Raw genomic sequence first — 20,934 nt, forward strand, 5'->3', positions numbered from 1 at the left:
ATCCAGCATGTTGGAAGGCAAAAAGATCTTCATTACCGGGGGGGCGGGCTTCATTGGCTCTAATTTGGCCAAGCTGCTGCTGGGGGCGAATGAGGTCGCCACCTATGACAACTACGTCCGCAACGCGGCCGACTCTATCCTCGGCGAAGATGTAAAGAAGCTGAAGATCTACACGGGTAACGTCATGGACGGTGAAGCTATTCACAAGGCGGTCACCGAATTCCAGCCGACGCATATCGTTCACTGTGCAGCGGTGGCTGGCATCGACACGGTACGTCAAAAGCCGGTTTCGACACTTGAGATCAACACGCTCGGCACCATCAACTTACTACGGGCAGCTCATAGTGTCGGCGATAACGTCGAGCGGGTCGTCACCTTCTCGACATCCGAGATTTTCGGCTCGCATGCATACGGATCAAGTGAAACCTCCTCGGCCGTTATCGGCGCCGTCGGCGAGGCGCGTTGGACCTATGCCGTCTCGAAGCTCGCAACCGAACACCTCTCGCTCGCTTACTGGACACAGCACCGGCTGCCGACGGCTGTGGTACGGCCGTTCAACGTCTACGGCCCGGGCCAGGTTGGCGAGGGCGCACTCTCGACTTTCATAAAGAGGGCAATCCGCAACCAGGATCTCGTCATCCATGGCTCGGGCACGCAGATTCGCGCCTGGTGCTATGTCGACGACATGATAGCCGGCATCATGGCCTGCCTTGAACACCCCAACGCGGTGGGCAAGGCTTTCAACATCGGCAATCAGCGCGCTGTGACGACGATTTATGGCCTCGCCAACACAGTGATCCGCCTCCTCGGCGCGACGTCGAAGATCACTTTCCAATGGAAGGACTATGCCGACATCGAACTGCGGGTGCCGGACGCCAACTGGGCGAAGTCACAGATCGATTTCGAGGCCAAGGTGGATCTCGAAGAGGGCATCCCGCTGACAGCGGATTTTTATCGAAGCCAAGCGAAGGCCTGACGTCGTTGCAAGGTCAAAGCCTGCCCATGCGGGACTTACGCAACGTGGCAACCCAGCGCCCTTGATCGCGCCGAGCCAGATCCGAACCCGCGTCGCATGATCGGGCATTAATGAGTGAGTGCGAAGACTACAAGAATGATCTCGGACCGTTGGAACTGTCCTTGAGTTCCGTCTTCACCAACGTTATGGCCGGAAGGAACAGCTAGGGCGGGGCGGTGGCGTCCGGCAATTGCGAACACGGCGCAAGCGCAAAGATGTCCGACGAAGTCACCCGGCGGCGGATCGGCAAGACGCCTGTGAGCGTCTTGGCGTTCCTGCGGCTCATCATCGAGCGGAGGGCGCTTCTCCGGGAACTGGTAATCCGCGACCTACGCGACGGCTACCAAGGCTCCACCTTCGCACGCTGGTGGGCGTTGTTTCATCCTTTGGCTCTCATTTCCCTCTACCTGTTCGTGTTTGGCAATGTATTCACGCCTCGGCTTGGTGAGAAGCTGCCGGAAGCGCCTGACTTCGCTGTGTTCTTGCTAAGCGGACTCTCGGTCTGGCTCACAGTACAGATGTCACTGGTGAAATCGGCAAGTGCGGTAGTCGGCTCGACAAATCTTGTAAAGCAGGTCGTATTCCCGATCGAACTACTACCAGTTCGGGCCGTATTGGCGTCCTTGATGCCCATGATACTGGCGATGGCCGCTACTGCCCTCTATTCAGCGCTGCGCTTCGGCATCGTCAGCCCGATGTTACCGCTGGCTTTTCTGGTGGTGTTCTTCCTGGCCATGACGCTGATGGGGCTGGGCCTGTTCTTCGCGGCGCTCACCGTGTTCATCCGAGACACGCGCGAGGTGCTGCAGCTCTTCACTGCAGCGGGCTTGTTCCTGACCCCGGTCCTCTATCTTCCGGGCACATTGCCTGGCTGGTTCGAGACGGCGATCTACCTCAATCCTTTCTCGCATCATGTCTGGTGCCTACAGGACGTCTTCTTCCATCAGGGCCTGATGCATCCGACGGCGTGGATCGGGATGTTTGCTGTTGGCCCACTCGCGCTCTGGCTCGGCGTGGCCTTCTTCGAGCGGACGCGCCACAACTTCGGGGACGCGCTATGAGGTCTGGAGAGAAGGCCCGGCAGCTCAGGGTGCTGCACATCGGAAACGTTGCCAACTATGCGTATAACATCGCCAAGGTGCTGCAGACGGACCGAATCCGCAGCGATGCAATCTCTTGGGACTATTATCATATTAATGCCCGCCCCATATGGGAGGAGGGTGACTTCGACGCCTCGTTGGCCGGAGACCATTTCTTTCCCGCGCTGCCAAGCGGAGCGGAAGCCCGGTTCGACGAGCCGGATTGGTACTGGCACGGGCCGCGCCGGCTCGCCTGCCTAGGGCTGATCGCGCATAACGAGGGCCACCCTAGGCTCGCAGCCATGATACGCCGGATGTGCGAGCGGCATCTTCGACGCATCGCTGACCCCAGCCGGCGCGCTCGAGACGTTGAGCGCGGCGACGTGCGCATCTTGGAGATCCTGGCAGGGGACCTGCTTGGCGGCTTCGGACCGGCCGACAGCCCGCGGCAGGTCCAACGCTGGCTGAATGGACGATGCTGGGGCCGGCCGCTCGTGCCGTTGGCGGAACGGTTCATGGCTGTGGCCACACGACGCCGCGAAGGTCCGGTCTGGGAAGAAGCCGGTGCGGGTGCCTATTTTGGCGGATTGGTCGAGCGTCTCCTCTCAGAATACCAGACTGCTTGGCCGGATCGGGCGATCGATCCGATGCTGCTGCATCAATTCGCCAGCGATATCGGTCTCATGCGTCGGTTGCTCAAGCCTTACGACGTGGTCATCGGCTACGCCATCGACGGCATCTGGCCGCTGCTCGCCGGCCGCAAGTATATTGCCTACGAGTTTGGCACGATCCGGAACTTGCCCTTTGAAGACAACCCGATGGGCCAGTTGGCCTCAATGGTCTACCGGAATTCGGAGCTCACTATCGTTACAAACTGCGACAACGAGGCGCCGGCGCGCCGCTTGGGTCGGCCCTACCGATTCCTACCTCATGTGATCAACGAGAGCGGTCTGATTGAGAGCCGCGACGGGTTGCGTGCCGAGCTTGAGGCCCGCCATGGCGGCTCCTTCTACATCTTTCATCCCCCCCGGCAGCATTGGGACGAAACGCGCAACACGAATTGGGACAAGGGCAACGACAAGCTCTTCCAAGCGCTGGCGATCCTCGTCCACGACCGGGGTTTGGATGCACGGTGCATTGCGGTGAACTGGGGCGCGACACTCGCGAGCAGTAAGGCGCTCATCTCCGCGCTCGGCATCGAGCGAAACGTGATCTGGATCGAGCCTCAGCCTCATCGGCGGATGATGCGATGGATCGCTGCGGCCGACGTCGTGGCCGACCAGTTCACCATCCCGACCTTTGGAGGCATCCCGCCGAAGGCCTTCCTGGCGGGCCGGCCGGTTGTGACCCGCTTCGATCCCGCGCTTCATCGTTGGTGCTTTGAGAACTTGCCGCCGTTCTTGCCAGCATCAGAGCCGGAGGAGATCGCCTCGGCACTCCAAAGACTAGCCAGCGACCCCGCTTTTGCTGCCGAGTTGTCGGCGCGGGGACGAGCCTGGTACCGGATGGAGAACTCCAACGACCGGATCCGTTCCATCTTGGTCGATATGGTCGAGAAGAGCGTCGCAGCCTGACAAGAAGCGCTCGCTGCGGAATGATGAGCCGGCTACTTCCCCACTTACTGGATATCCAATGAATAACGCAGCCCCCTCCGGCCGCATTCTGATCACCGGTGGTAGCGGGTTCCTGGGCCGCGCCTTCATCGCCGCAATGGGGGCCGAAGGGCGGGAGGTCATATCCATAGGGCGATCGCCGGCGCCTGGGGCGCGCCACGCGCCGGCCGATCTTGCCGATCCCGCATCGCTCCGGGCTGCTCTGGCCAGCTTGCGCAACGAGCCGGCCCCTGACGCGATCGTCCATCTCGCCGTCTCGCGCCATCATCGCGATTTCCCTGCCAAGGCACTCGACCTTTTCCATGTCAATGCCAGCACAGCGGCGGAACTCCTCGACTTCGGTTGCGCGAGAGGTGTTCGGCAGGTCGTTTTCGGCTCCACGGGCACGGTCTATGGCGCGGGCGTGACATCGCCGGAAAAGGCCAGCCTGCGCGCGTCGGAGGATACCTTCCAACGACCATCCTCGTATTTCGCGGCCAGCAAGCTCTTCGCTGACACTATGGCCGAGCTGTATCGCGGATACATGTCGGTGGCGGTGCTACGATTCTATGCTCCTTACGGACCCGGACTGAGAAATCGAATGCTCGCTGATCTCGTCGAGCGAGTTCGCGAAGGCAGGCCGCTCAGCCTGCCGTCTTCCGGCGGCGGGCTGACCTTCAGCGCGATCCATATTGACGATGCGGTCGCGGTGCTGAGGGCAGCGCTGGATCTAGGCTGGCGCGACACGGTCAATGTGGCTTCACCAGAAGTCTGGTCCATTGAGAGCGCGGGCCACCTCATTGGGCGGCTGGTGGGGACAGAAGCGAAGTTTGAGCGGGATTCGAACACCTTAGCGCTGCGCCTGGTGCCGGCTGTTGATCTGCTTCAAACCCTCATGCCTGGACGTGACTGGATCCGGCTGGAGGATGGCCTGGCGGGGATGATTGCAGGACTCTGATGTCGTGCAGTAACAAGGGCTGCGCCAGTCATAGACCTGATCTCGAAGATCCCGCGGTGATCCTCCAGCCGAAAGGCAAGCGACTGTCCGGCACCGAGGGCCTATAGCTGGCCATCACAGTGTGACGGCAAACCTTTCTCCCCAAATGCCCACGTTCGCAATGCGCCAGAGCGTGAAGTCGAAGGGCCGGCGACCATCCAGCATGTCGTCTCGCAGCGCGCGGACGCCCGCCGGATTGAACAGATCCGGATAGCGCACGAGCGTTTCCTCGATGCCTTCGTGGATCAGGGGGCGCAACGGGCCACGGAACCAGATCTCCTCGGGCGTCGCAAAGCCGAGCTTGTCCCGCCGCTCACGGACCGCCGCGGGCAGAACGTCGTGCATCGCCCGACGCAGCACGCGCTTGGTATCGCCGCCGACGACCTTGTGATCGTCTCCGAGCGCCAGAGAGAACTCCACTAGCGGATGGTCCAGGAACGGTACCCGTGCCTCAATGGAGTGCGCCATGGAGTTGCGGTCTTCCCAGTGAAGCAACATCGGCAGGTTCGTGGCATAAGTCGACGCTAGGCATAGGCTACGCAGGTCTGTAGGCGGAGCCAGGCCAAGCGATTGCGTAGCTGTTGTGAACGCGTCGGCCGTATTGCCTATGGCGCGCAACAAGTCAGAACCTAGCCAGTTATGCTGGGTGAGCGAGGCGCGCTGACGGCGGAGCGTAGCGCCAACAGACCAAGGCAGGAGTGTCAGCAGGAGGCGTCGCAACTGCGCCGGAATCGGCGAGCCGTGATACCGGCGACGCTCAGCGAGCGTGCGCAGAAACTGCGCGAACTTCCCTTCGCGCACCAGCGCAGCCATGTAAAAGTCGAAGCTTGAATGGTAGCCGGCGAGCAGTTCATCAGCGCCCTGCCCATCGAGCATGACCTTCACGCCGACCCTTCGCGCCTCCTCAAAGACGCACCACTGCGCGAAGATCGACGTCGACCCGAACGGTTCGTCCTGATGCCAGGTGATGTCGGCCGCGCGCTGAAACACGTCATCCGCGCGGGGAAAAGTGAAGTGCGGCCTTGTGCCGGCGTGTGCCACGACCGCATTCACGAACGGCCGCTCGTCGGCGCTCTTCTCGGCGTGACATGACGAGATTGTCTGCAGCTGCTCGCCGGGCGGCAACAGGCCGGACGCCAGGCAGACGATTGATGAGGAGTCCAGCCCGCCTGAGAGGCAGGAGCCGACCGGCACGTCCGACCGCAAATGAAGCCGGACGGATTCGAGCAGAAGAGAGCGAAATCGCTCGGCCGCTTCATTCTCGGAGAGTCGCAGGTCACGCGCTGCGGTCGGATACCAACGCCGTTTTGTGGCGACGGGGAGGGCCGACGCGGCTTCCACAGTCATGCACTCTCCGCCCCGAAGCTGCATGACGCCATCGAACATCGTTTCTTCGGTATGGTCGCTGATGCCGTAGGCAAGGAAGTCATGCAGTCGCACGACGTTCATGCGGCCCCTAAGCCCTGGGAGGCCCACAAGCTGCTTGATTTCTGAGGCCAAGGCGATTTCCCGCGGCCGGACCACGGTATAGAGCGGCTTGATCCCGAAACGATCTCGGGCGGCGAACAGCCGTTTATCGCGCTCGTCCCAGACGATAAATGCGAACATGCCCCGCAGCTGATCCAGGCAGCCCTGGCCCCAGAGCATGTAAGCCCTCAGTAGGACCTCGGCGTCTGTCGCCGTCGCGAAGGCCTCCCCTCGCGCCTCCATCTCGGCGCGCAGCTCAACATGATTGTAGATCTCGCCGTTGAAGATTAGGTGATAGCGCCTGGACGCATCCTGCATGGGCTGCAGACCGGCATCGGATACGTCGATGATTGCCAGTCTCCGATGGCCGAGTGCAACCGGCCCCGCCGCACTCGCGAATGTGCGCCAACCGCGCCCGTCAGGCCCGCGATGCGCCACCATGTCGATACGGGCGACGTCGGGCGCGAAGCCAATGGAGGCATAAAGTCCGCACATTCCCTGTCCGTGTCCTCGTCGTGCACCGATGGCGCGTCCAAGCGATTGGACGGACGGCCTCCACCGAAGATCCTCGCTGAATGCAGGCCGGCGCATCAAACTCGTGCGATACGCGCCAACTCACGAAACTTCATTCCTTCCACCGCGGTGCGAGGCCGGCACGAGCGCAGGCGCCATGCAAAACCTCCGCTAATCTGCGCTTCTCATGTTCCCAGACCAGTTCCCGAGCCGCTGCGCGTGAAGCCGCCTTAAAGCGCGCTACCACCTCTGGCGTCAGCCGCGCGATCGCAGCTGCGATCGCCTCGACGCCAGCGTCACGGCTGACCACGCCGACACCATATGTCTCGACCAGCTCTTTGAGATCGTCGCCTGGAGATACGACGACGGCTAGTCCCGCAGCGATGTATTCGAACAACTTGTTGGGCAGGCTCAGGCGTTGTTGAGGGGTTCGCAGGGGCGGCGTGAAGACACCGACATCGGAACTGGCGGCCGCTGCGTCAACGACCTCCCACGGCTCCACGGACGGCTCGAAGCGGACAAGACCAGCCACCCCAGCTTCCGCCGCGAGGTTTTTGAGTTCACACAGGTACTGGTCAGGACCGGAACCGCGGATCAAAAGTGTATTGCGCTCTGGGAGCGCCGCTAATGCCAGGATTAGCATGTCGATGCCGCGATCTGGCCGGATCAGGCCATGATAGAGAAGCCGCGGCGGCCAGAAAGTCTGTTCCTCGCGGAACGTAGCATGCTTTTCAGGCACGGAGCGCACGGTCGCAGGAAGGCGATGGAGGCCATAGAGATCCTGCAGCGCTCGAGCGAGACTTGGGCCGACCGTCGAAACGCTGTCCGCCGCACCAATTGCCGCGCGCTCCAGATGCGTCACGAAGGGCTTGTGCACCAGCCGCCACCACGGCCTGTCGTCGAATTCGTGCACTGAGAATTCGTGCGAATCGTAATGGACCGCTGCGCCTGTCTCCGCGCGCCAGCGGGCCGCGACGACGAGGGCTGGCCAGTCATTGGCCAGAACGAGGCGAGGCCGGATCTCGCGAAGGCGACCCAAGGCCCAGCGATGACGCTGAGCCGCCCAAAAGCCGTACCCAGCCGCGGCTTCACCCCAGGGTCTTGGAAGATGCGCGGGAAGCTGCCTTAGAACCGTCGGCAGCCGATGCTGCCAGGTCGGACGCGGCTCCGGATAGGAACAGAAAGGCAGGCTTATGGCATCATCAGGCTCGCCGAAGCCGACTGCGCAGGTCGTCAGGCCCATATTCACCAGCAACGCGCCTTGCCGCAGGACGCGCCAGTCCCGCGCGACCCGCGAGAACGAAAGGATGACGGCGTCGGCGCGGCTCACGGCGCGTCTCGGGCGAGACGGCTGGCCGCCACCTGGTCCAGCACTGAATGCAGCCGGCTTACCTGCTGCCGCCAACTCGCCTCAGCCTGGACATGAGCTGCGCCGTTAAGCCCCATGGCCCGGGCGCGGGCCTTATCCCCTGCGAGCTCCGCGACCGCGGCGGCTAGGGCGGCGGCATCGCCCATTGGCACGACCAGCCCTGCATCGAGCCGGCGCACCAGATCCGATTGTCCCGGCAGGTCGCTGACGATGACCGGAGCGCCGCAGGCCATGGCCTCGAGCAGTTTGAGCGGAGCAACACCGGTGCTGGAGCGCCTGTCAGGATCATCAAGAACGCATAGTACGCTGACCGCTCCCCGCAAAAGGGGCGCGATCTCGGCCTGCTTCCGAAGGCCGAGATAGACGAGGCGCGGATGCCCGGCCTTACGAACCAACTGGTCGCGTTCGACGCCGTCACCAACAATGACGAGGCGCACGCTGGCCGGCCATGCCGGATCCTCGAGTGCGAACAGCATCTGACCGATGCCATGCCAAGCGACCAGGCCGCCCACGAAGACCACGAAGGGCGCCAGCTCCGCATCGGCCGGCCCGGCCGGGTTGAAGATATCGGTGTTGGCACCGTTCGACACCATGGATACACGGTCATGGCCAGCGAAGGCTTTCGCCCAGACAGCTAGCCCCTCCGTCACGGCCACTAGGTGGGCAGCGCGACGATACTGGCCGCGATAGGAGCGTTGGATTAGCCAGGAAAGCATGCGCAAGGCAGGGTATGTAATGACCACGTCGCGCGGAGTGCCGTTGATTTCGTGCACGACTGGAACGCCGCAGAGGTGCGCAAACCATGTCACGGGCCATGCCATGAAGTGGCTGCGGACGTAAAGCACGTCATAACTCGCGACCCGGCGCGCCAACGCGATCTGCAACGCGAGCTGCTCGATCACGCGCCCCGCGAGCGACGTCCCGCTACTGGCCCCGCCGCCACGGCTCGCATGGAGGTCCACCGCCCATCCCAGCGCGCGCAATCCCGCGACTACCTCGCCCACTTTCGTGTAGCTGGCTTGACCTTCCCTTGGCGTTTCCAAGGAGAGGTAGGCAAGGCGCGCCAAGTCAGGCAGCCTTAACGCCACCCCTGAGGGCAGCCCGCGCCGTGTCAACGATGCTGCCCTGCATACCGACGTAGAGGTAGGTGCTCGTTGAAATCGCGCTGACCTCCGAAACTACGCGGTCCGAAACGGGCAATTCGTTGCCCGCCGGTGGGCAGCGCCGGTGGTCCATTTGCTGGTACGGTGACCTTGGGTCGTTGAGGGCGGTCGGCACACTGTTGGCCTTGAACTGGTCGACACTCGGGCGAAGCAGGATAGGGCTATAGACGATACACGAAGCCCATATGGAGGCGCAGCCATTTTGTCATCTGCGTGACCACCGCGACACCGACGACGCGCGCCGCTTAACCGTCCGCCATGATCGGGCGCCTGCTAAACTCCTCATCGAAGGCAGCTAGGCTCTCGATAAGCACGGCGGCCCAGACCGTATTGGGTAGCGAGTTCACGCCGATACGAGTCTAGTCGCGGATGCAGTGCCATTCGTCTGCGACTTGACGATCGCCTCCCCCATGCGTTGACCGGTATGGCGGCGCTGAGCCTCGAGATCGATGAAGTCGATCGCCGGAAGGGAGGGAGCGGCGATCATCAAGTGATCTCCGTGAGATCGTCGGGTGCGGCCTCGCGGTAACGCCGCCCGGTCTCCGGGCACACGAGATCCGCGCCTAGCCGGATGCCCGCATGACTCATCCACCCGATCCGCCGCGCCGGAACCCCTGCCATCAGGGCGAAGGGCGGTACGTCATCAACTACCACTGCCCCAGCGGCTATGAAGCAGTAGGCTCCGAGTTCATGGCCGCAGACTATCGTTGCGTTCGCACCGATTGTCGCGCCGCGACGAACATATGTCGGTCGATATTGCGTTTTCCTGACGATTTCTGCGCGAGGGTTGTTGACATTCGTAAACACGCACGATGGGCCACAGAAAACACCATCTTCCAGGATAACGCCTTCGTATACGGACACATTATTCTGTATCTTGACATTAGAGCCGACACTAACATTCGGCCCAATCACCACATTTTGTCCAATATTACAGCCATCACCGATCGCAACATCACTCAAGACATGACTGAAATGCCAGATCTTGCTCCCGGAGCCGATCGAGACGCGGTCATCAATATAGGCCGATTCGTGCACCAGGACGCCTGCTGCCAGCCTTGCGCCGGGGTGGACACGAGGCAGACACTGCGGTTCCCCTTTCGGCCCCCTAAGCGCGGCGGAGGCACGCTCGAGCACGGCGAGGACCCTTAGCCCTTCGTCGCCGTCTGTGCGAGGCACGGACCCTTTGGCAATCACCTCCAGGAAGTGGCGACACTCGTCCTTGAGCGGGTTGCCCGTATCGTACGGTAGGGCTACCCCCTCCTCCTTTTCGGCCTTGACGGCGTGCGGCGTGCCGTCCGACCACTCTACCTTGTGCTCGTAGAGCCGCAGCTTGGCCGTCGCGTCTTTGGCTGAGTCCTCAAACACTAGCATTCCGCGCTCGCCCACCGCGACGATCCGCTGCTCCTTGAACGGGTGCAGCCAAGAGCAGAACACATGGGCGCGCACGCCCGAGGGGAAGCTCATCTGAACCTGGCAGAAATCACCGACGGTAGGATGAAGCGTGGATGCGCCAAAGGCGCTGACGTCCGACGGCTCCTCGCCGGTCAGGCCTAGTATCATCGAGATGTCGTGGGGAGCGAAGGACCACAGCACGTCCTCCTCTCGTCGCAGGATGCCGAACGATAGGCGATTTGAGTAGATGTAGGTTAGGCGGCCAAGGCTGCCCCGAGCGATAAAGGCCTTCATCGCAAGATAGGCCGGATGAAACTGAAGCAGATGACCGACCATAAGCCTTCTGCCAACGCGCGCCGCCAACGTCACAAGCTCTGCACCGTCTCGCGTCGAGAGCGCGAGCGGCTTCTCGACATAGACATGCTTGCCCGCCTCAAGCGCTTCCTTGGCTAGAGCGTAATGGGCTTTCGCCGGTGCAGCGATGGCAACGCCTTCAATACGCGGATCGGCGAGCGCCTCGGCAAGCGAGGCTGAGCGAGTGCCGTACTGATGGCAAAGCGCCCGCGCAACATCCTGATCGGGCTCAACGATCGCCTCGAGTGCACCCAGCGCCGCGAAGTCGCGTACCAGGTTCTTACCCCAATAACCGCAGCCGATCACCGCCACGCGGGGGCCCGCGCCTTCTGCCCTCATCGCCATCCTCCAACTCAGTGCGTCGTCAGGCCTTGACGACGTTCACCGCCCTCACCCCCGCGCGTTCGCAGGCGTTGCGGGTGTCCAGGACCACCTTCGAGGCGGCGGCGACGGTGTGGTAGTCTACGTGGTCGTGATCGGTGGCGATCAGCACAGCGTCGTAGCGTGATAGGCTTTCACGATTGATCGGCACCGAGCTGCGCCCGGCAAGGTCCATGTGCTCGCGAGTCGCAGGGATCACCGGGATCAAGGGGTCGTGATAGTCGACATGCGCGCCTCTTTTCTGGATCAGCTCGATGAGCTTTAGCGCAGGGCTCTCACGCATATCGTCAACGTTCTTCTTGTAGGCTATGCCTAGGATCAGCACGCGCGCGCCGCTGAGTCCTTTGCCAACCATTGCGTCGACCGCCTCAGCCAGCCGTTCAACCACCAGGTACGGCATGCGTGTATTGATCTGGCCTGCCAGCTCGATGAAGCGCGTCGAGATGTCATACTCGCGCGCTTTCCAGGTCAGATAGAAGGGATCTATGGGAACGCAGTGCCCGCCGAGACCGGGCCCGGGATAGAAAGGCATGTAGCCGAAGGGCTTAGTCTTCGCCGCCTCGACCACCTCCCATATGTCCAGTCCCATTGCGTTGTAGACGACCTTAAGCTCGTTCACCAAGGCAATGTTGACAGCTCGGAAGATATTCTCGGTGAGCTTCACCGCCTCTGCGGTAGTGGCGGACGAGACGGGCACGGTGCGTACGACGATCGCGGAGTAAAAGGCATCCGCCATCCTAAGCGCGCCCGCGCTGTCGCCGCCTATCACCTTGGGGATATTGCCAGTGTTGAACTGGTCATTGCCCGGATCCTCTCGCTCGGGCGAATAGGCTAGGAAGAAGTCCTTGCCGCTCCTGAGGCCGCTAAGGGCCTCGAGTTGAGGGCGGATTACTTCAGCTGTGGTTCCGGGATAGGTAGTGGACTCCAGAACGACAAGCTGGCCGCGCCGCAGGGTTTTGCCGATCGCCTCGACCGTCGTGATCACATAGGACAGGTCTGGCTCGCGGTACCTGTTAAGCGGGGTCGGTACAGCAATCAGGATGGCGTCGAGCTCTGCAAGGCGCGAGAAGTCTGCTGTCGCTTCGAAGCGCCCCTCGGCGAGGCCCTGCTTAATCTCCGTCATGTCGATGTGGGAAATCGATCGGAGGCCGGAATTGAGGCCGTCGACCCGGTTCCGATCGATGTCGAAACCGATCACCCGGAAGCCTTTGGAGAGCGCCGACAGGGCCAGTGGAATGCCGACATATCCCATGCCCACGATTCCAACGACGAGGGACCGGCTTGCGACCCTGGCACAGAACTCCTCGACTTCCCGAGGCACGTGATGACGATCCAGCATTTGCATCTTCAGAAACGATTAGTGCCCCGTAGAGCGCTTACGACAGGGGACTCTAACTACGCACCAAATGACCTGCCACTGGTTTGTCATCCAGCGGCGGTCAGAGCCTCGGCGGCTGTTAGTCTTGTCCCGGACCTGGTCCAAGGTCTCTGCCTCCCTCTCCGCCAATCTTCTTTGATATTGCTGGGGAAATTGCGCTGCCGGGCGGCTTACCCTAACGGCTGCCATCACGGGCCTCGATCGTCGATGCTCTGAGAAATCGACAAGCGGGTGCTGGACCAAGAGCTTGTCGCCGACCTCGTGGCTGATGAACGCCATTCGCACGTGGGGCGGTGGGGTCGGCGTGTCAGGTGTCTCACCGAGCCGTCGGCTTTTGGGCCCGCAGTTGTCGCCACGGGCTGATGCCTTTCCCAGCGCGCGAGAGCACAGAAAGACCTCACAGGCCGCGAAACTGTTCTGCGGGCTCATGGTTGCGGCGCGTCTCCCGTCGTCGCCAGCGCGATGCGGCGGGTGAAAATCGAGGCTGCCATGGTCCGGTGGGACATCGTGATCAGCACTGAAAGCGGCAAAGCCTCCCGGATCTTCCGGAAAAGCAGGGTTTCGGTCTCCTGTGACAGAGCGCTGGAGGCGTCGTGCGTGAGGATCCAGCGCGGTTGATGGACAAGCAGCCTGGCAAAGCCAAGTCTCTGCTGGTCCTCGATCCCCAGTTCCTGCGCCCATAAAGACGTTGTCACAACCTGCGCGGCAAGATGGACCAAGCCGACATCGGTCGGGGCGCGGCAGACCAGATCATGAGAGACGTCGTCGGGGCCGAGGGGCTCGGCAATCACCTCGAGCAATGTCGCCTCGGGCAGATAGGGCTTATCCGTCAGGAAGAAGATGTCGCCGTCGTTCGGAAGCACGATTGCCCCTGCGCCGTCGGTCGGCAGGCCGGCAATGGCACCGATCAGGGCCGTTGAGGCCTGCGGCGTCGCCTCGATCAAGACGCGCTCGCCTTGACGGACCTCGGTCGTCAGATCGTTCACCAGTCTGTCGCCAGATGGACCGACGATGGTGAGAGCGGAGAATGTGAGGACCGGCCCGTCACCGATCGTCCGCGACACCAGGCCCGAGGAGGCTCCCTCCCCTACCCGGAGCCGATCGATGGCGTCGCCTAAGGCGAGCACGCGGGATGCCGAGGCCTGCCATTGGGCGATCATCGCATAGTTCGCCGACAGCCAGGACAGCGCCATCGTAACCTGGCCGAAGGCGATCGCCACCTGCATCAGCGTGCCGAGGGTGATCGCACCATTCAGGTATCTCGGTGCCATGATGAGGAGGGGCAGAGTGCCGGTCAGCAGCGCCAGGCCCGACGAGAAGAACATGAGATTGCGGAACGAGGCAGTTTGAACCGCCCATGCCCGCCGGATCGCGTCGAAGGAGCGTGCCAGCCGACGCCTCTCGCCAGCCTCTGATCCTGTGAGCGCAATGGCGGGCGCCTGAGCCACGATATTGACGAGGCGTGACCGATATTGGGCCTCGGCCGCCTGTCGGAGATCTGTGGCCTTCACCAGCGGATGACCCACGACGGTGATCAGGGTCGAAGCGATGATGGCATACGCGATCGCGACGAAGACCATATGCCCCGGCACAGTTACGGATATGGTCCCGGCACTGACGGTGAGCGGGCCTGAATAGAGCCAGAGGACCCCTGCGAACAGGACGAGCTGCACGAGGGCGTAGAGCAGCGACACCGCAAACTCGACGGCCATCTCGCAGACGATGCGAATGTCCTCTGCGATGCGGGCATCCTCGTTGGTGTGGTCGCCCGCCATCGACCTCAGGCGATAGTAGTGTCCCTCTGACATCCATCTGTCGCGCACCAACGTCGTCAGATGTGATCTCAGTGCCATCTGCAGCTTCATCTTCGTCTGCAGGCTCAGGCCCTGGAGAGTCATCATGCCCAGGAGCAGGCCCGCGAGGATCCAGATCTGGCTGTGCAGGCTCGCGTAGGATCGCGCCTCCAGGACGTCGAAGAAATCCGCGTTCCAGGTGGCGAGCCGCAAGACGACCAGCACCTCGACAACGGTCACTGTTCCGACGAGAACCGTAAGCGCCAGAATGCGCCAACGACCGGGTTTGCGAGCGACACCGGCGATCAAGGCGAGCATCCGGAGAGACGACCGACCTGGACGCGGGCTCGAAGCAAGACGAGCACGAACCGCAGCATTGGCGGCAAGCTGTTCCCTCAGAGCGGTGAGGTCGTTGAACAGCATGGCGTGGCTCCGGGCCGAGGGGTCGCCGACATGCGCAACGGCAATGCAACAATTGCCGCAGTTGGCAGTTCATGGCCCATACGATCGCGCTAGTCAAAACTATTGGCGCAGCATTTTCGATCCTTGATGCACATCAAGGCGATGGCTTCAAAATATGTCTCACCTATGCGAGCCGAAATGCGCCGCCCGAATGCGTTGGTCTGGCCGTCATGTCGACAGGTCTCCGGCCAAGGAGAAGTTCCATGTCTATCGGCACCATTCTCGTTATCATCCTGATCGTCTTTCTACTCGGTGGCTTTAGCGGCCGCTTCGGTGGCTACGGTTATGGCTTCGGCCACGGCGGCGTGGGCGCGCTCGGCACCATCCTCATCATCGTCCTTGTCCTGATGCTCCTCGGCCGCCTGTGACCGTCGCCCCGCGCAGCGATATCGGGACTGCCGTTCCGATGCTGGCCATCGGTGATCTTGCGACAATTGACGACCGCTCGGGAGCGGGGCCACGGCAACTGCCGGATGGAGAGATGCGATGACCGACCTTCGACCCAGCCTAACCGCCCCCGCCACGGAGCTTCGCCACGACGGATTGTCGATCGCGCTGCACTGGGCAATGCTCGCCGCTGTGGTGCTGACCTACGCGCTGGGCATCGGACGCGAAGCCGTGCCGCGCGGCCCGGCCCGCGACATGGTGCTGCTGCTCCACATCTCCACGGGGCTGCTCGTGCTGGCCGGAGCTGTCCTCCGTATCGCCTGGCACGCCGGACGGAACGGCTTCGGCTTCCGCTCACCCCCGACGCCTTGGGCTGGCAGGCTGGCTCACCTTGGCCTTTATGCCGGCATGATCCTTGTGCCGCTCGCAGGTCTCGTTGCGGTCTGGACCCGCGGCCAGGCTGCACCCTTCTTCGGGATCGCGGAGTTGCCACAGCTGCTGCCGACGAACCGCGCGGCGGCGGCGTTCCTCGCAGAGGCGCACGAGGTGCTCGCTCACGGCCTGATCGCCCTGGCCGGACTGCACGCGCTGGCCGCCCTGGTCCACCATTTCGTGCTCAGGGACGGCGTTCTGCGCGGCATGCTGCCCCGCTTCCGGTAAGCCCTCTTGCCGGGAAGCGGCGCCTCCCCCTCTCGGCCCAGGAGATCCCGATGCTGCCGCATGCACCCGAACGTCACCTGGTCGATCGGATTGGCTGGCTGCGCGCCGCCGTGCTCGGAGCCAATGACGGAATCATTTCGACGGCCAGCCTCATGGTGGGCGTGGCGAGCGCCTCGACGTCGCCTCACGAGGTCGTCGTGGCCGGAATTGCTGGCCTTGTCGCCGGCGCCATGTCGATGGCGGCTGGAGAATATGTGTCGGTCAGTTCGCAGGCGGACACCGAAAGGGCGGACACCCATCGCGAACGGCAGGAACTGCTCTCCCAGCCTGACTTTGAACTGGCCGAACTTGCCGGGATCTACGAAGCCCGGGGGCTCGATCCGGTCCTGGCGCGCGAGGTTGCGACCCAGCTGATGGCCCGTGACGCGCTCGCCAGCCATTCCCGCGACGAGCTCGGGATCACCGACATCGGGACGGCCAGACCGGTCCAGGCGGCGCTGACATCCGCCGCCACGTTCTCGATGGGCAGCATCCTGCCGGTGATCGTCGCGATGGCCGCTCCGGCCTCCCTCGCATCCGCTGCCATCACCGCGTCGTCGCTCGCCATGCTCGGGATCCTCGGCGCCATCAGCGCAAGGGCCGGAGGGGCCGGAACCGGCCGGCCGACGTTCCGGGTCCTCTTTTGGGGAGCGCTGGCCATGGCGACCTCGGCCGCGGTGGGTATGCTGATCGGGCGGGCGGTCTGATCAGTCAGGCTTCGCGCACCTGATCGCCCCGGCGCGCCAGTCCGGAGCTTGGCGAAGCGGACTGCAATCCTGACAATGCTAGGCCTCCTCCTGGACGAGAATGATTGCCAGACTCCAAGTTCGGTCACGCGCCGGAATGACACCGAAAGGACTGGCCCCGCATCTGCGCCAACCAGGTCACAAACTGCAGCTGGTGGCGAAAGGATCACGGGCCAAATGCATTGTGGACCGCCTAACCGCCTCATTGCCTGTGCCGTGGCTGCCTGCGTTCGGCTACCTTCAGACCCGCCAGCGAAGTGGCGGCGCCCGCTTGCCGGCGCGGCCTATCGCAGCGTCGGATCGAGCCGGTCGCGCAGCCAGTCGCCGAGGATCGACACGGCGAGGGTGGTCACCACGATGGTCAGGGCCGGCGCCAGCATGATCCAGGGCGCGCGGGTGATGTATTCGCGGCCATAGCCAACCATGTTGCCGAGGCTGGTCATGGGCGGCTGGACGCCGAGGCCGAGGAAGGACAGTCCGCTTTCGAGGAGGATCACCTCGGGAAAGACCAGCGTCATGGAGACGATCAGGGTCGAGGCGATGTTGGGCAGGATGTGCTTGAGATAGACCCGCGTCGGCGACGCGCCGAGCTGCGTCACCGCCGAGGCATAGCCCTGGGCGCTGGCCGCAATGGCGAGGCCGCGGGAGATACGGGCATAGCGCTCCCAGCCGAACAGGCCCATCAGCCCGATCAGCAGCGGCAGCGACGAGCCGAAGAAGGCGAGCACGGCGAGGGCCATGATGAGGAAGGGCATGCTCGCCTGGAAGTCCGCCAGCATCAGCACGACCTGCTCGACGAAGCCGCGGAAATAGGCCGCGAGGAAGCCGAGCGTCGTGCCGACAACCGCCGACATCAAACTCGCGCCGAAGGCGATGAGCAGCGAGATGCGGATCGAGGCGATGAGGCGGGAGAGCACGTCGCGGCCGAGTTCGTCTGTGCCGAGCCAGTGCAGCGGATGGCCGGGCGCCACGAGCCGGTTGCGCAGGTTCGGCGCGGTGTAGGAATAGGGGCTGACGAGGTCGGCGAGCAGGGCCACGGCGATCATGCCGCCGAGCCAGGCGAGGGCGAGCCAGACGAGGAGCGGCACGCCGGCGAGCCGCTGGCGCAGGCCGGGGGACGCAGCGGCCGTGTCGATGGCGCGATCGGTCATGAGCCGCTCCTGCCGCCGGCATGACGCAGGCGCGGATCGAGGAAGCCATAAAGGAAGTCGACGATCAGGTTCGAGACGACCATGGTCGCGGCCACCAGCAGCAGGATGCACTGGACCACCGCGAGGTCCCGGTTGGAGACGGCGACCACCAGCAGCCGGCCGACGCCCGGCCAGGAGAAGACGCTCTCCACCACCACCGCGCCGGCGATGAGCGAGCCGACCATGAAGCCGATGATGGTGACGGTGGGGATCGTCGCATTGGGCAGGGCATGGCCGATGACGACCTGCCGCCACGGGACCCCCTTGGCCGAGGCGGTGCGCACATAGGGCTGGCCGAGCACTTCCAGCATGGCGCTGCGGGTGAAGCGCGCCAGCACTGCCGCGCCGCCGATGCCGAGCGTGGCGATGGGCAGGATGGCGTGGCGCCAGCTGTCCTGGCCGCCCGAGGGCAGCCAGCCCAGATGCACCGCGAAGATCAGCACCAGGACGAGGCCGAGGACGAAGCTCGGCACGGTGAAGCCGGCGACCGAGAGCAGCATGACGAGGCGGTCGGTGAGGCTGCCGCGGTTGAGGGCGGCGATGATCCCGGCGGGAATGCCGATGCCGATCTTGATGATCAGGGCGGGAATCGTGAGCGCCAGCGTCGCCGGGATGCGCTCGGCGACGAGGTCCATGGCGGCACGGCCATCGCGCATGGAGCGGCCGAGCTCTCCCTGGGCGATCGCGCCGAAATAGCTGAAGTACTGGCGCCACAGCGGCTCGTCGAGGCCCCAGGCCTTGCGGAAGGCGGCGATGGCCTCGGGCGCCGATTCCGGGCCGAGGATGATGAGCGCGGGATCGCCGGACAGGCGCAGGACCACGAAGGCGAAAGTGACCACGAGGCCGATCGTGATGAGGGCGCGCAGCAGGCGCAGGGCGAAGAAGCGGAGCATCAGGCGGCCTCGCGGTTCGCGGCAGCGGGTCCCGCCACGACATGGCAGGCGACGCGGCGACCGCCGCCAAGCGTCGTCAGGGCCGGCGTCGCCTCGCGGCAGCGGCCTTCCGCCAGCGGGCATCGCGGATGGAAGGCGCAGCCTGGCGGGCGCGCCGCCGGGTTCGGCGGCTCGCCGGTGAGGATGATGCGCTCGCGCTTCGATCCGGGCGCCGGGGCGGCGGAGACGAGGGCGCGGGTGTAGGGGTGCTGCGGTGTTGCAAAAAGCTCGTCGGCGTCGCCCTCCTCGACGATGCGGCCGAGATACATGACGGCGACGCGCCGGCTCACCTGGCGCACGACCCGCAGGTCGTGGCTGATGAAGAGCATGGCGATGCCGAGGCTCTCCTGCAGGTCGACCAGCAGGTTCACCACCTGCGCCTGGATCGAAACGTCGAGGGCGGAGACCGGCTCGTCGCAGACGAGGAAGGCCGGGTCGGTCATCAGCGCCCGGGCAAGGACGACGCGCTGACGCTGGCCGCCGGAGAGTTCGTGCGGATAGCGCATGACCACATGGCGGGAGAGGCCGACGCGGCCGAGCATGGCGAGTGCCTTCTCGTTGCGTTCAACGGCAAGGCCGCGGCCGTGGATGGCGAGCGGCTCGGCCACCTGGTCAAGGACCGTGAGACGGCGGTCGAGCGCCCCGAGCGGGTCCTGGTAGATCATCTGCATGCGGGCCCGCGCGCGCCGCCAGGCCGCCGTGAATGGTTCGGGCATGGGGGCGCCGTCGAAGGCGACCGTGCCGCCATCCGGCTTTTCCAGCCCGAGCACCATGCGGCCGAGCGTCGACTTGCCCGAGCCGGATTCGCCGACGATGCCGAGCGTCTCGCCGGCGCCGACATGCAGGCTGACGCCATCGACGGCGCGGACGGCAACCGGGCGGCCGAAGAGACCGCGGCGAAGCTGGTAGGTGCGCGCCAGGTCGCGGGCGGTGACGAGGCTGATCATGGGGTGAGCGCCAGGGCGGGGGTCGCGGCGCTCGTGGGAGCGGTCGCCACATCGGCCGGCACCGGCACGGCGGTCTCGGCGCCCGGATGGAGGCAGGCGACCCGATGGACCTCACCCGCCGCCGCAAGGCGCGGATCGGTGTCGCGGCATCCGCCGCTGGCGACGGCGCAACGCGGCGCGAAGGCGCAGCCAGCCGGCAGGTGACGCGGATCGGGAACGGTGCCGGGGATGGAGGTCAGCCGCCGCCGCGGTCCGTCGAGCGGCGGCAGCGAGCCGACCAGGCCGCGTGTGTAGGGATGCAGCGCCTCGCCGAACAGGGTGGCCACCGGCGCCTCCTCGACGATGCGGCCGGCATACATGACGGCGACGCGCTCGCAGGTCTCGGCGATGACGCCGAGGTCATGACTGATGAGCACCAGCGCCATGCCGAACTCACGGCGCACGGCGCGCAAGAGGTCGAGGATCTGCGCCTGGATCGTGACGTCGAGGGCGGTGGTCGGCTCGTCGGCAACGAGGAGGTCGGGCTTGCCGGCCAAGGCCATGGCGATCATCACCCGCTGGTTCTGGCCGCCGGAGAATTCATGCGGATAGGCGTCGAGCCGGCGGGCGGCGTCGGGAATGCCGACGAGCTCCATCAGCCGCTTCGCCTCGGCCCGCAGGGCGCCGCCCGAGAGCCCGGCATGAAGCGCCAGCGCCTCGCCGATCTGGCGGCCGACGGTCAGCACGGGGTTGAGGGCGCTCGCCGGGTCCTGGAAGATCATGGCGACCCGGCCGCCGCGCACGTCGTCGAGCCGGGAGGGCGGCGCAGCGAGCAGCTCCTCGCCGGCGAGACGCACGCTTCCCGCCACCCTCGCCTTGGGGGGCAGGAGACCGAGTGCGGCGAGCCAGGTGACGGACTTGCCCGATCCGGATTCGCCGACCAGGCCGACGGCCTCGCCAGGCGCGACGGTGAGGTCAATGCCGCGCAAGGCGGGCACGCCCGCAAAACTGACGGTGAGATCGCGGATGGCGACGAGGGGCACATCCCCCGGGGCTATTGTCGTCTGAATGAGGGACATTGCGGCCCTTTTTCGAT

Annotated in this window: 18 protein-coding genes; 7 read left to right on the forward strand and 11 right to left on the reverse strand. The window is 64.3% G+C overall.

All coding sequences use genetic code 11. From position 1 onward, the window contains the following. The first annotated feature begins 7 nt into the window (after positions 1-7). The 4 genes from O9344_RS18485 to O9344_RS18500 all read left to right on the forward strand — a co-directional run bounded on the left by O9344_RS18485 (position 8) and on the right by O9344_RS18500 (position 4,644). Positions 8-976, forward strand: coding sequence for an NAD-dependent epimerase/dehydratase family protein (locus tag O9344_RS18485; protein WP_298480840.1), 969 nt, complete (start codon positions 8-10; stop codon positions 974-976). A 254-nt stretch (positions 977-1,230) separates the two neighbouring features. Further along, positions 1,231-2,076 (forward strand): ABC transporter permease, encoded by an 846-nt coding sequence (locus O9344_RS18490; RefSeq protein ID WP_298480842.1) that lies wholly within the window; start codon positions 1,231-1,233, stop codon positions 2,074-2,076. 29 nt (positions 2,077-2,105) lie between these two features. Continuing rightward, positions 2,106-3,668 (forward strand): glycosyltransferase, encoded by a 1,563-nt coding sequence (locus O9344_RS18495; RefSeq protein WP_298480844.1) that lies wholly within the window; start codon positions 2,106-2,108, stop codon positions 3,666-3,668. 58 nt (positions 3,669-3,726) lie between these two features. Further along, the gene (locus O9344_RS18500) at positions 3,727-4,644 is read left to right on the forward strand and encodes an NAD-dependent epimerase/dehydratase family protein (protein WP_298480846.1); all 918 of its coding nucleotides are present in this window, start codon (positions 3,727-3,729) and stop codon (positions 4,642-4,644) included. A 114-nt stretch (positions 4,645-4,758) separates the two neighbouring features. Here O9344_RS18500 and asnB read toward each other — a convergent pair whose 3' ends face one another. The 7 genes from asnB to O9344_RS18535 form a co-directional block, all read right to left on the reverse strand. Further along, a complete protein-coding gene (asnB, locus tag O9344_RS18505; RefSeq protein WP_298480847.1) occupies positions 4,759-6,645 on the reverse strand; it encodes an asparagine synthase (glutamine-hydrolyzing) in 1,887 nt (628 codons plus the stop codon). Between the two features lie 130 nt (positions 6,646-6,775). Beyond that, positions 6,776-7,993 (reverse strand): glycosyltransferase, encoded by a 1,218-nt coding sequence (locus tag O9344_RS18510; RefSeq protein ID WP_298480848.1) that lies wholly within the window; start codon positions 7,991-7,993, stop codon positions 6,776-6,778. Then, entirely contained in the window at positions 7,990-9,099 is a 1,110-nt protein-coding gene (locus O9344_RS18515) for a glycosyltransferase (RefSeq protein WP_298480850.1), read from the reverse strand. The genes O9344_RS18510 and O9344_RS18515 overlap by 4 nt, the downstream gene beginning before the upstream one ends. A gap of 439 nt (positions 9,100-9,538) precedes the next feature. Then, positions 9,539-9,682 carry a hypothetical protein gene (locus tag O9344_RS18520; RefSeq protein ID WP_298480852.1) on the reverse strand — a complete coding sequence of 48 codons (144 nt, stop codon included), beginning with the start codon at positions 9,680-9,682 and terminating at the stop codon, positions 9,539-9,541. Beyond that, positions 9,682-11,289 (reverse strand): Gfo/Idh/MocA family oxidoreductase, encoded by a 1,608-nt coding sequence (locus O9344_RS18525; protein WP_298480854.1) that lies wholly within the window; start codon positions 11,287-11,289, stop codon positions 9,682-9,684. Before O9344_RS18525 ends, O9344_RS18520 begins: the two co-directional genes overlap by 1 nt. Positions 11,290-11,308: 19 nt before the next feature. Further along, positions 11,309-12,664 carry a nucleotide sugar dehydrogenase gene (locus tag O9344_RS18530; protein WP_298480856.1) on the reverse strand — a complete coding sequence of 452 codons (1,356 nt, stop codon included), beginning with the start codon at positions 12,662-12,664 and terminating at the stop codon, positions 11,309-11,311. 464 nt (positions 12,665-13,128) lie between these two features. Next, positions 13,129-14,919 carry an SbmA/BacA-like family transporter gene (locus O9344_RS18535; RefSeq protein ID WP_298480858.1) on the reverse strand — a complete coding sequence of 597 codons (1,791 nt, stop codon included), beginning with the start codon at positions 14,917-14,919 and terminating at the stop codon, positions 13,129-13,131. Positions 14,920-15,161: 242 nt separating this feature from the next. On the opposite strand from O9344_RS18535, the gene O9344_RS18540 reads away from it, so the two are divergent. The 3 genes from O9344_RS18540 (at position 15,162) to O9344_RS18550 (ending at position 16,751) form a co-directional block, all read left to right on the forward strand. Beyond that, positions 15,162-15,326 (forward strand): DUF3309 family protein, encoded by a 165-nt coding sequence (locus O9344_RS18540; protein WP_298480859.1) that lies wholly within the window; start codon positions 15,162-15,164, stop codon positions 15,324-15,326. A 118-nt stretch (positions 15,327-15,444) separates the two neighbouring features. After that, positions 15,445-16,005 (forward strand): cytochrome b/b6 domain-containing protein, encoded by a 561-nt coding sequence (locus O9344_RS18545; RefSeq protein WP_298480860.1) that lies wholly within the window; start codon positions 15,445-15,447, stop codon positions 16,003-16,005. A gap of 50 nt (positions 16,006-16,055) precedes the next feature. Further along, positions 16,056-16,751 carry a VIT family protein gene (locus tag O9344_RS18550; protein WP_298480862.1) on the forward strand — a complete coding sequence of 232 codons (696 nt, stop codon included), beginning with the start codon at positions 16,056-16,058 and terminating at the stop codon, positions 16,749-16,751. A 323-nt stretch (positions 16,752-17,074) separates the two neighbouring features. Here O9344_RS18550 and O9344_RS18555 read toward each other — a convergent pair whose 3' ends face one another. From O9344_RS18555 to O9344_RS18570, 4 genes are read right to left on the reverse strand one after another with little or no spacing between them, the layout of a single operon-like run. After that, positions 17,075-17,941 carry an ABC transporter permease gene (locus tag O9344_RS18555; RefSeq protein ID WP_298480864.1) on the reverse strand — a complete coding sequence of 289 codons (867 nt, stop codon included), beginning with the start codon at positions 17,939-17,941 and terminating at the stop codon, positions 17,075-17,077. Then, complete coding sequence (locus O9344_RS18560; RefSeq protein WP_298480866.1) at positions 17,938-18,873, reverse strand: ABC transporter permease; 936 nt, start codon at positions 18,871-18,873, stop codon at positions 17,938-17,940. The genes O9344_RS18555 and O9344_RS18560 overlap by 4 nt, the downstream gene beginning before the upstream one ends. Further along, on the reverse strand, positions 18,873-19,859 hold the full coding sequence (locus O9344_RS18565) for an oligopeptide/dipeptide ABC transporter ATP-binding protein (RefSeq protein ID WP_298480868.1): 987 nt from the start codon (positions 19,857-19,859) through the stop codon (positions 18,873-18,875). The genes O9344_RS18560 and O9344_RS18565 overlap by 1 nt, the downstream gene beginning before the upstream one ends. After that, positions 19,856-20,917 (reverse strand): ABC transporter ATP-binding protein, encoded by a 1,062-nt coding sequence (locus O9344_RS18570; protein WP_298480870.1) that lies wholly within the window; start codon positions 20,915-20,917, stop codon positions 19,856-19,858. Before O9344_RS18570 ends, O9344_RS18565 begins: the two co-directional genes overlap by 4 nt. Positions 20,918-20,934: the final 17 nt, after the last annotated feature.

Source organism: Phreatobacter sp. (assembly GCF_027532945.1).
Taxonomy (GTDB): Bacteria; Pseudomonadota; Alphaproteobacteria; order Rhizobiales; family Phreatobacteraceae; genus Phreatobacter.

Bases quoted from the DNA above. Each gene is read 5' to 3' on its own strand.
- O9344_RS18485 (WP_298480840.1), top strand. From the start codon at position 8: ATGTTGGAAGGCAAAAAGATCTTCATTACCGGGGGGGCGGGCTTCATT.
- O9344_RS18490 (WP_298480842.1), top strand. From the start codon at position 1,231: ATGTCCGACGAAGTCACCCGGCGGCGGATCGGCAAGACGCCTGTGAGC.
- O9344_RS18500 (WP_298480846.1), top strand. From the start codon at position 3,727: ATGAATAACGCAGCCCCCTCCGGCCGCATTCTGATCACCGGTGGTAGC.
- asnB (WP_298480847.1), bottom strand. From the start codon at position 6,645: ATGTGCGGACTTTATGCCTCCATTGGCTTCGCGCCCGACGTCGCCCGT.
- O9344_RS18520 (WP_298480852.1), bottom strand. From the start codon at position 9,682: ATGATCGCCGCTCCCTCCCTTCCGGCGATCGACTTCATCGATCTCGAG.
- O9344_RS18525 (WP_298480854.1), bottom strand. From the start codon at position 11,289: ATGGCGATGAGGGCAGAAGGCGCGGGCCCCCGCGTGGCGGTGATCGGC.
- O9344_RS18530 (WP_298480856.1), bottom strand. From the start codon at position 12,664: ATGCTGGATCGTCATCACGTGCCTCGGGAAGTCGAGGAGTTCTGTGCC.
- O9344_RS18535 (WP_298480858.1), bottom strand. From the start codon at position 14,919: ATGCTGTTCAACGACCTCACCGCTCTGAGGGAACAGCTTGCCGCCAAT.
- O9344_RS18540 (WP_298480859.1), top strand. From the start codon at position 15,162: ATGTCTATCGGCACCATTCTCGTTATCATCCTGATCGTCTTTCTACTC.
- O9344_RS18545 (WP_298480860.1), top strand. From the start codon at position 15,445: ATGACCGACCTTCGACCCAGCCTAACCGCCCCCGCCACGGAGCTTCGC.
- O9344_RS18550 (WP_298480862.1), top strand. From the start codon at position 16,056: ATGCTGCCGCATGCACCCGAACGTCACCTGGTCGATCGGATTGGCTGG.
- O9344_RS18555 (WP_298480864.1), bottom strand. From the start codon at position 17,941: ATGACCGATCGCGCCATCGACACGGCCGCTGCGTCCCCCGGCCTGCGC.
- O9344_RS18560 (WP_298480866.1), bottom strand. From the start codon at position 18,873: ATGCTCCGCTTCTTCGCCCTGCGCCTGCTGCGCGCCCTCATCACGATC.
- O9344_RS18565 (WP_298480868.1), bottom strand. From the start codon at position 19,859: ATGATCAGCCTCGTCACCGCCCGCGACCTGGCGCGCACCTACCAGCTT.
- O9344_RS18570 (WP_298480870.1), bottom strand. From the start codon at position 20,917: ATGTCCCTCATTCAGACGACAATAGCCCCGGGGGATGTGCCCCTCGTC.